The sequence below is a fragment of the Corynebacterium sp. 122RC1 genome (genome assembly GCF_024580955.1).
Lineage (GTDB): Bacteria > Actinomycetota > Actinomycetes > Mycobacteriales > Mycobacteriaceae > Corynebacterium > Corynebacterium kozikiae.
Genome location: NZ_JANIKD010000007.1, coordinates 88,563 through 96,383 on the forward strand (window position 1 = coordinate 88,563; position 7,821 = coordinate 96,383).

The window sequence follows — 7,821 nt, forward strand, 5'->3', positions numbered from 1 at the left end:
TTTGTTCTAATTAGTCTTCAAATTTTTCAGTGAGCAGGTGCGGATGCCGGAGAGCCTCCACGTGCTCGATGTGGGAGCGCACCCCAAAGACCTGTTGCACAACGTCTTGCGTGAGAACGTCAACAGGCGATCCGTCAGCGAATACCGAAGCCTCATGCAGCACTATCACGCGGTCGAAGTAGGTGAGGACGAGGTCGAGGTCGTGAATCGCCGCAACGACGGTACTGTGAGACTCTCGCACCATATTGAGCACCTGATGCTGGTGGCATACATCGAGGTGGTTGGTTGGCTCATCAAGCAGGAGGAATGGGCTCCGCTGTGCGATACCACGGGCGATCACCACGCGCCTGCGCTGGCCGCCAGAAAGCTCACCGCTATTGCGCCCGGCGAGGTTCTCAATCCTCATGAGCTGGATCGCGGCCTGAACGGCCTCATGATCGCTGGCCCGCATCACTCCAAAACGCGAAGAGTACGGGAGGCGGCCCAAGCTCACAAAGTCGATAACTTCCATCTCAAAGGGAGGCTGCTCCTCCTGCGCCACAAACGCGAGTTGCTGTGCCCGCTGCCGCGCCGGCATCGACCGCAAGGACTCCTCACCGACGAGGATCTTCCCACCACTGGGTTCCATGACACCTGCTAGCAACTTAAGCAGGGTGGACTTCCCCGCACCGTTCGTGCCCACGATGGCCGTCATTTGTTCCGGCTGCAGCGTGAGGTCCAGATCCCGCAAGATTGGCTGATCGCCGTTGTGGTACGAAAAGGTCAGGCCGCGCGCCTTGAGGAGCGCGCCATGTTGCACACAATTCATTCCATACCTCCATAGCGATAACTATTCTTCGCCATCAGGTAGAGGAACAGCGGTGCACCGATAAGTCCCGTGACTACGCCGAGCGGCATCTCCTGGGAACCACCAATCACACGCGCCAACACATCCACCCAGAGCATGAACAACGCCCCGCCCGTGAGGGCAACCGGAATAAGCAAGCGATGCGACGCGCCCACGAGAATTCGAGCAGCGTGGGGAATCACCAGGCCCACAAAGCCGATGCCCCCGGCCACGGCCACAATCGAGCCAACCAGCACCGACTGTGCAAGAAACAAACCCATCCGCAACTTAGGCACTTCCACACCCACGGCTGCGGCCGTCTCCCGTCCCGTTGCCAAAGCGTCCAACTGTCTACTCCACATCACAAAGTATGTGCTCACCAGCAACACCGCCACGAGCGGGAACCAGAGCTTTGCCCAGGTAGCGCCCGCGACACTGCCCAACATCCAGAACATCACGGACTGCGCTGCACGCGGATCTGGGCCCGCAAACACCATAAAGCTGGAGAGTGCGGAAAACGCTGCCGAGAGCACCACGCCACCCAGGACGAGGCGCAGAGGCGTCAAACCAGCGCGCGTGCGAGCAAAAGCCATGATGGCAAACGACGCAGCCGCCGCACCCACCAGGGCGCCCACGGTGAGTGCGGAAACGGGCAGGCTGCCAAACCAGCCAAACAGAATGACAGCAGTAGCACCCACACCTGCGCCTGAAGAAATACCAAGAATGTAGGGGTCTGCAAGAGGGTTGCGGACAAGCGTCTGCATGGCCACGCCAGACACTGCAAGACCAGCACCAACAATGAGAGCCAACAAACTCCGAGGAAGACGCAGATCCCACACAATAGAATCCACACTCTTGGGTACGGCGGCCTCCTGGCCCAAGACGTGCGACGCCAAAACGGACCACGCTTGAGAAAAACTCACCTCTGCAGAGCCCAGCACAAGGGCTGCAACCAAACTCACACAAGCGAGAGCGCAGCCCACACCGATAATCACGGAAGCCGTGAGAATTCGCCGTTGCATGGGCAAGCCAACGTGCCTTTCATAGTGACCAGAAGCAGATCGCGCACTCCCGATCATCCCACTCGGTGCAAGGTTTTCGGACTCCATAAGACAAGAATCTCGGCCATCTGTAATGAGCTCTTCCCAGGATGCCCAGTGGGCTCACCCAGTTCACGGCCAAGTGCTTACGTTACCGCTGCGCGTCAGTTCCAGATTCTCACTGGATTCCCGTTGAACACCGACTTTCACATTGATCTTTGCGAAATGAACTATATATTCATGAACGAAGATCAGTCCTAGGCTAACACACGAAAATGAGCCCCCAACCGAAACTGGTTCGGGGGCTCATTGCTCTCTGCGCGAGCAGCAGGCTACTCGGCAGGCGCTTCTTGCGGCTGCACTACTTCTTGTGGCTCGGCCGGGTCGGCGATGATCACCATTGCAGTACGCAGGAGGCGCTCGCCTGCTTGGTAGCCTCGGCGCAACACGGTACCAATCACCTTTTCGTCTCCAGTGGAGAGGTCCTGCACGGCCTCGTGACGCTCGGCATCAAAGGGGTCACCCTCTTCAGCGAAGGCTTCCACCTTGTGGCCGTCGAGGACGCCCACCAACTTATCGCGGAAGACTTTGAGCGGTCCCTCGGCGAGGTCACCGTGCTTCTCGGCGAGCTCAAGGTCATCGAGCAACGGCAGCAACGTGGTGATCACCTGTGCTTTTGCCAGCTCTACCGTTGCTTGGCGCTCCCGCTCGGTCCTACGCCGGTAGTTAGCGTACTCCGCGGTGATCCGTTGCAGATCTTCAGTGCGCTCATCAAGCTGCGCCTGCAGATCGCCTGCGGCACCCGCCTCATGGCGATCCACCTCAGAGCCATCCACCTCAGCGCCCTCTAGGGTTTCGGCGGCACCTTCCGCTGCAACCTGTTCACCTTCGGCGCTGGGGGCGTCGGTAAGCAACTCCTCCTCAACCTCGGGGACGTCAGGGTTTTGGTTTTGGTCAGACATTACTTCTTGTCCTCGTCCTCATCTACAACCTCTGCGTCCACCACGTTGGGGTCGGCGTCAGCGGCATCCTGGGCGTTGGCCTGGGCTGCTTCGGCTTCGTAGATTTGCTTGCCCATTTCCTGGGATTCCGTGGAGAGCTTGTCTACGGCTGCCTTGATGGCCTCAATGTCGCTGCCCTTGAGGGCCTCGTCCACGGCGTCGGCGGCTTCGTTGACCTTGGTCTTCACGTCCTCAGAAACCTTCTCGCCGTTTTCCTCCAGGAACTTACGGGTCTGGTAAGCCATGGACTCAGCGGAGTTGCGGATTTCCTGCTCCTCGCGGCGCTTCTTGTCCTCTTCCGCGTGGGCCTCGGCGTCCTTCACCATGCGGTCGATCTCTTCCTGGGAGAGGCCGGAGCCGTCCTGGATCTTGATGGTGTTTTCCTTACCGGTGCCCTTGTCCTTGGCGGTGACGTGGACGATGCCGTTGGCGTCGATGTCAAAGGTCACCTCGATCTGTGGCACACCCTGTGGCGCAGGCGCAATGCCGCCGAGCTCAAAGGAACCAAGCAGCTTGTTGTCCGCCGCCATCTCACGCTCGCCCTGGTAGACCTGAATCTGCACGGATGGCTGGTTGTTTTCAGCCGTGGTGAAGGTCTCGGAGCGCTTGGTCGGAATGGTGGTGTTGCGCTCGATGAGCTTGGTCATCAAGCCACCCTTGGTCTCAATTCCCAGGGAGAGTGGGGTGACGTCCAGCAGCAGCACGTCCTTGACTTCGCCGCGGAGCACACCGGCCTGGAGTGCAGCGCCAACTGCCACTACCTCGTCTGGGTTCACGCCCTTGTTTGGCTCGCGGCCACCGGTGAGCTCCTTGACCAGGTCAGATACTGCAGGCATGCGGGTGGAGCCACCCACCAGCACCACGTGGTCGATCTCGGAGACGGACACACCGGCATCCTTGATTACCTGGTTGAACGGGGTCTTGGTGCGGTCCAGCAGATCCTGGGTAAGGCGCTGGAACTCAGTGCGAGAAAGCGTCTCGTCCAGGAACAGTGGGTTCTTGTCTGCATCAACGGTGATGTATGGCAGGTTCACGGTTGCGCTCTGGGAGGAGGACAGCTCAATCTTTGCCTTCTCGGCTGCTTCGCGCAGACGCTGCATGGCCATCTTGTCCTTGGAGAGGTCCACGCCGGAGGACGCCTTGAAGCGCTCTACCAGCCAGTCCACGATGCGCTGATCCCAGTCATCGCCACCGAGCTCATTGTCACCGGCGGTTGCGCGGACTTCCACCACGCCGTCGCCGATTTCCAGCAGGGAGACGTCAAAGGTACCGCCACCGAGGTCAAACACCAGGATGGTCTGCTCCTTCTCGCCCTTCTCCAGGCCGTATGCGAGCGCGGCTGCGGTTGGCTCGTTCACGATGCGCAGCACGTTGAGGCCCGCGATCTGGCCGGCTTCCTTGGTTGCCTGGCGCTGTGCGTCGGAGAAGTATGCGGGAACGGTAATCACGGCATCGGTGACGTCCTCACCAAGGTATGCCTCTGCGTCCCTCTTCAGTTTCTGCAGGGTACGGGCGGAAATTTCCTGTGGGGTGTAATTCTTCTCATCGATGCCAACAGTCCAGTCAGTGCCAATGTGGCGCTTGACGGAGCGGATGGTGCGGTCCACGTTGGTCACCGCCTGGTTCTTGGCGGACTGGCCAACCAGCACCTCACCATTCTTGGCAAAAGCCACCACGGATGGGGTGGTGCGCGAACCCTCGGAGTTCGCAATAACTACGGGCTCACCGCCCTCAAGAACGGCAACTACGGAGTTGGTGGTACCGAGGTCAATACCTACTGCACGGGACATGGAGGTTCCTTCCTACATTGTGTTTTATTGAAGTGTTCACTGGGTTGAGCCTGCTCCACTCAACCCGACACTTAGCCTAACTCCCCCACCCTGGATATTGTTCCCGCCCCACTGCTGTAAATTGCCCCGAGAACCTAAAAGCCCTGGTAAAAAGCAGAAAAATTTTTTAGAAAGTTGAGCGTGGTGGACTCAATCTTGGTTTCCTGAAGCTTTCCGACGCTCCCAAGACCCCACTTCGGCAGCGCCCCACGGCGAGAAGGCGCGGCAGGGGTCCGGGTCAAAAGCAGGTGAGGCCTTTCACAACTAACCCACCAGCGGAAGGAAGCGATAGCCCCTTACCTTGTTGCACCGACCAGCCGGAGGTCAGATCAATATCGGATATGTCGAAAGGATGTGGCACCGCCGCCCACCAGAGATCAAACTGATCCTGTCACGACCACGGCCCTCACGCCGCAAAAAGCCATAGGCCGCCCAGCACCTAAAACTCGTCCACAAACCCCTTAGACTCCCCGTCCACAAAGCGACGGACTCCCTGCCCAACAAGTAACTGGACTCCCTGTCCAAGAAGTCTTCGGACTCCTTTTCCAAAAACCCATGGACATCACACCTTTGAGCTGTGATCATCGACCACCAGAAGGTTGCACACCCTTGGGGAACTTGCATTGAAACTTTCCAAGAGTAGAATGCAAGTACAGAAAGTGAGGACAAGGTCCCTCGCTATGAGTAAGAAAAGGTCTACAGGACAATTTGCGCCTGTAGGCCTTTTCTTTTTCTCTACTGGGGGCGGGCGGGGATATAATTAGACCCATGTTGATTTCAGGTACCGCTTTCTTGCGGTTGCGCACCAACCGCTAAGGCGGTTTCCTACCCCGTAGGTTAAAAACCGCTCCGGTCCTTTAGCCGGGCGGCTATTTGTCATGCCCGGCTCCCTTTCAAATCCAAGGAGCACACCTGATGTCTGCATACGGACACGGCCGTCACGAGCATGGCCAAAATTTTCTCACCAACCACAAGATCATCAACTCCATCATCGACCTTGTAAAACAAACCTCCGGCCCCATCATTGAGATCGGACCAGGAAGCGGTGCCCTCACTCACCCGATGGCCCACTTGGGGAGGGCGATAACGGCAGTTGAAGTGGACGCAAAACTAGCTGCCAAACTCACACAAGAAACCTCCTCGGCGGCGGTCGAAGTGGTCCATGATGATTTCCTTAACTTCCGTTTACCCGCCACTCCCTGCGTCATTGTGGGAAACATTCCCTTTCACCTCACCACTGCCATTCTTCGAAAGTTGCTGCATGCGCCGGCATGGACTGACGCTGTACTCCTCATGCAGTGGGAAGTCGCTCGCCGCCGGGCTGGGGTAGGCGCAAGCACGATGATGACGGCTCAGTGGTCCCCATGGTTCACATTTCACCTGGGTTCCCGGGTACCAAGGTCTGCTTTCCGGCCACAGCCAAACGTTGACGGGGGGATCTTAGTGATCCGCCGGGTGGGTGACCCGAAGATTCCGATAGAGCAGCGCAAAGCCTTTCAGGCGATGGTGCACACCGTTTTCACTGCCCGGGGACGCGGGATAAGGGAAATTCTCCGAAGGGCAGGGTTGTTTTCATCACGTTCAGAAACACAATCATGGTTGCACTCGCGAGGAATCGACCCCGCGACCCTACCTCCCAGATTGCACACCAACGACTGGATCGATCTCTTCCAGGTGACTGGTTCCTCTCTACCTCACCATCGACCCATTTCACCATCGGGAAGTAGTCAACGACCTCCTCAACGGAAAAACCGAAGCCGGCGGCGTTAATCCCCACCAAAACCGAAATCCACCAGTAGTACTAAAAGGGCTCTTCCGGTTTTAGAGTGCATTGATTAGTTCGCCGGGGGTTCGGGCGTGGCACAAGATATTGGGGTCCTTGGCTTTGTAGGAAAAAGGTATCTAATCCATCCGTACAAAACTAAGGACCTACTGTGCAGCCTAACGGAAATGTCATCGTCGATACCATCTGCCGCACCGCAAAACTAGGAACTACTATCACCGGTGCCACAGAAAACGGTGACGTCACTGTTATTGAAGCCGAACCCGTCGAGCCGATCAATGAATGCCCTACCTGCGGGCAGCCTGGAGTATTCCGCGACCACGTCATCCGCAGCCTGGTCGATCTGCCCATCGTCGGCCACCCAACAACTTCATGTGCGCCTTCCACGCTACCGGTGCACCAACAAGCGTTGCTTGCAGAAGATCTTCCGTGCTGGCCTTGCCTGCGCGCCCGACAATTCAAAGACCACGGACCAGGTGACCCACTGGATCCTGCAACGACTCTGCCTAAATCGGATGAGCGTTGCCGCTGCACCCAAGTCATTAGGCCTGGGGTGGGATATGAAGTGTCCCAGGTTTTGTTCCGTTTGATGAAACCCGTTTTTGAAACAACGTACGGAGCACAACGCACGCCGATGCCAAAGCTTCCGCAACATCGACTACCTCATCAAACCCACGACAGTGGGATTCACACCCTCAATCCCCACGCGTGCAATCTGGGCGGCGTAAATTTTCTTGACGGTGCTCGTGCCCGTGAGCCACTGCTCGAGAACCGGGTCTATGCTCCCAACCAGTGAAAACACGTCACCAATCACATCGAGAACGTCAACATTGAGCAAGCTATCCATGTGCGACACCCGATTGCGCAGCAGATGAAGGTGGGCCACTCTCCAGTACGTCGTTTGCCCGTCAGGATCTACTTCATGCGGAAACGCTGCTTCTAGCGCTTCTTTCCACATCCGAACACGATTCCTATTCTCCCTCCTCTCCGGTTCAGCATCGGGGTCGTGGTTAGGGAGAATGTCTTTCCACATCCCAAACATTGTGTTCGCCAAAGCATCGTCATGCGTAATCGCTGCCCCATGGCGAGGATGATGTGCTGAACGATTCTCCGCAGAATTCCGCGCGCGCCTCAACGCCTCCCGTCGTTTACCTTCAGTAAGCCCTCGCAATGGGGAAGCTGGAGCTTCGAGAAGCCAACTAGGATTTCCGGTTTGGCTCTGTTGCAAAAATCGTGAAGCTTGAGCATGCTTGGCGGAGATTGGACGGACGGAACGATGACGGATTTCAAGTGGCGCCATTTCCAGGGTGATGTGATCCTGTGGGCGGTGCGCTGGTATTGT

At 57.6% G+C, this 7,821-nt stretch carries 7 protein-coding genes, 1 pseudogene and 1 riboswitch; of the genes and pseudogenes, 3 read left to right on the forward strand and 5 right to left on the reverse strand.

Annotated features, from left to right (window positions below):
• Positions 1-10: 10 nt before the first annotated feature.
• The 4 genes from NQ050_RS05305 to dnaK form a co-directional block, all read right to left on the reverse strand.
• Complete coding sequence (locus tag NQ050_RS05305) at positions 11-808, reverse strand: ABC transporter ATP-binding protein (RefSeq protein WP_257038251.1); 798 nt, start codon at positions 806-808, stop codon at positions 11-13.
• Complete coding sequence (locus NQ050_RS05310) at positions 805-1,848, reverse strand: iron ABC transporter permease (protein WP_257038252.1); 1,044 nt, start codon at positions 1,846-1,848, stop codon at positions 805-807. The genes NQ050_RS05305 and NQ050_RS05310 overlap by 4 nt, the downstream gene beginning before the upstream one ends.
• Before the next feature lie 48 nt (positions 1,849-1,896).
• Positions 1,897-2,095: riboswitch (cobalamin riboswitch) on the reverse strand.
• Positions 2,096-2,198: 103 nt separating this feature from the next.
• Positions 2,199-2,828: a nucleotide exchange factor GrpE gene (gene grpE / locus NQ050_RS05315; protein ID WP_257038253.1), complete on the reverse strand. Its 630-nt coding sequence runs from the start codon at positions 2,826-2,828 to the stop codon at positions 2,199-2,201.
• On the reverse strand, positions 2,828-4,657 hold the full coding sequence (dnaK, locus tag NQ050_RS05320; protein ID WP_257038255.1) for a molecular chaperone DnaK: 1,830 nt from the start codon (positions 4,655-4,657) through the stop codon (positions 2,828-2,830). Before dnaK ends, grpE begins: the two co-directional genes overlap by 1 nt.
• A gap of 807 nt (positions 4,658-5,464) precedes the next feature.
• Between dnaK and NQ050_RS11240 the strand changes: the two genes are divergently transcribed.
• The 3 genes and pseudogenes from NQ050_RS11240 to NQ050_RS05330 all read left to right on the forward strand — a co-directional run.
• A complete protein-coding gene (locus tag NQ050_RS11240) occupies positions 5,465-5,512 on the forward strand; it encodes an erythromycin resistance leader peptide (protein WP_011116968.1) in 48 nt (15 codons plus the stop codon).
• Positions 5,513-5,611: 99 nt separating this feature from the next.
• A complete protein-coding gene (erm, locus tag NQ050_RS05325; protein WP_257038256.1) occupies positions 5,612-6,466 on the forward strand; it encodes a 23S ribosomal RNA methyltransferase Erm in 855 nt (284 codons plus the stop codon).
• 164 nt (positions 6,467-6,630) lie between these two features.
• Positions 6,631-7,048 (forward strand): annotated as a pseudogene (locus tag NQ050_RS05330) (transposase family protein); the annotation flags it as partial.
• A gap of 89 nt (positions 7,049-7,137) precedes the next feature.
• Here NQ050_RS05330 and NQ050_RS05335 read toward each other — a convergent pair.
• On the reverse strand, positions 7,138-7,512 hold the full coding sequence (locus NQ050_RS05335; RefSeq protein WP_257038257.1) for a hypothetical protein: 375 nt from the start codon (positions 7,510-7,512) through the stop codon (positions 7,138-7,140).
• Between the last annotated feature and the right edge of the window lie 309 nt (positions 7,513-7,821).